Annotated in this window: 1 protein-coding gene; it reads left to right on the top strand. The window is 60.3% G+C overall.

Translation table 11 applies throughout. The features are described 5' to 3' along the window. The first annotated feature begins 69 nt into the window (after positions 1 to 69). Positions 70 to 1,398, top strand: a complete 1,329-nt coding sequence (locus tag HNQ64_RS23770; RefSeq protein ID WP_184213372.1) for an IS1380 family transposase — start codon at positions 70 to 72, stop codon at positions 1,396 to 1,398. Positions 1,399 to 1,404: the final 6 nt, after the last annotated feature.

Below are 1,404 nucleotides of genomic sequence, written 5' to 3'. Positions count from 1 at the left end.
AACCCGGATGATGCAATAGGCGCGAGGTGTTGTGAGCGAAGGTATTGACGCTGTGTGGGATTGACACCTATGGCATGCTTCACCCTCATGGTGAAGCTACCCATTGAGTATTCTGACAAGCCGGTGACGCCCTTTGGCGGCATGGCGCTCATGAAGCGTTTTGTCGACCAGACCGGCATCCTCAAGCATCTGGCCACCCTGGACCTGCCGCAGGGAGGCTCCAACCGGGCTTATGACCCTGTGCACATTATCGAGAGCTTCTGGCTGGGCATCTGGACGGGTGCCAGCCGCTACATCCACTGCGACTGGCTGCGGCAGGACCAGAGCCTGGCGGCGATCTTTGAGCATCAGACCTTGCCCAGCCAGAGCACCTACAGCCGATTCTTTGGCAAGTTCTCCCAGGCGCGCAACACGGCGGTGTTCCCTCCATTGCAGCGCTGGTTTTTCTCCCAGATCAGCGTGGGTGCTGTCACGGTGGACTTTGACAGCACGGTCATCACACGGGAGGGCAGCCAAGAAGGTTCCGCCAAAGGCTACAACCCCAACCGGCGTGGGCGCAACTCGCACCACCCTCTCATGGCCTTCATCAGCCAGACACGCATGGTGGCCAACGCCTGGCTGCGCCCAGGCAACACGGCGGCCTGCTCCAACTGCGTGGAGTTCATGCGCGAGACCTTCGACGAGGCGCTCCAGGGCGTGAAGGTGGGCTTGGTGAGGGCCGACAGCGGCTTTTACACCCACGAGATTTTAAGCACGCTGGAGCAGCGCGGCCTGGGCTACATCATTGCCGCACGAGCCTACGCCAACCTCAAAAACGAGATCCATGGCATGAAGGATTGGGTGGAGGTCTGCCCAGGCATCGCGGTCAAGGAGTGGCGGCATCAGCCCGCCGCTGCCGGGGCCAAGGCGCGGCGTCATATCGTGGTGCGCAAGCAAGTCAGCCGCCGTCCACTGGCCGGAGGCAAGCTGCTCTTTGAGGATCTGCCCGACTACCGCTTCAGCCTGTATGTGACCAACTTGGAGCTGCCGCTGGACCAAGTCTGGAACATCTACAACAGCCGGGCGGACTGTGAGAACCGCATCCGGGAATTGAAGCAAGACTTTGGGCTGGATGCGTTCTGCCTACAGGACTTCTGGGCCACCGAGGCATCGTTCCGCTTCATCATGGTGGCTTACAACCTAGTGAGCCTGTTCCGGCACTTTGGACTCAACAGCCACAACCAGGCCACCTTGGGCACGCTACGCTCCCAATGCTTTGCAATAGGCGGTTGGGTCAGCCAGCACGCGCGCAAAACGGTGCTCAAGCTTTCGCTGCCCCGCAAAAAACGCCCCTGGATGGACGCCATCTTTAGCAAAATCGAGACTCTAACCGCACCTCTGGTCTACTCTACTGCATAGTCCGGG

The sequence above is a fragment of the Prosthecobacter dejongeii genome, assembly GCF_014203045.1.
Taxonomy (GTDB): domain Bacteria; phylum Verrucomicrobiota; class Verrucomicrobiia; order Verrucomicrobiales; family Verrucomicrobiaceae; genus Prosthecobacter; species Prosthecobacter dejongeii.
The sequence above is the reverse complement of the archived record's forward strand: the minus strand, read 5'-3'. Positions and strand labels throughout refer to the sequence as shown.

Bases quoted from the DNA above. Each gene is read 5' to 3' on its own strand.
- HNQ64_RS23770 (WP_184213372.1), top strand. From the start codon at position 70: ATGGCATGCTTCACCCTCATGGTGAAGCTACCCATTGAGTATTCTGAC.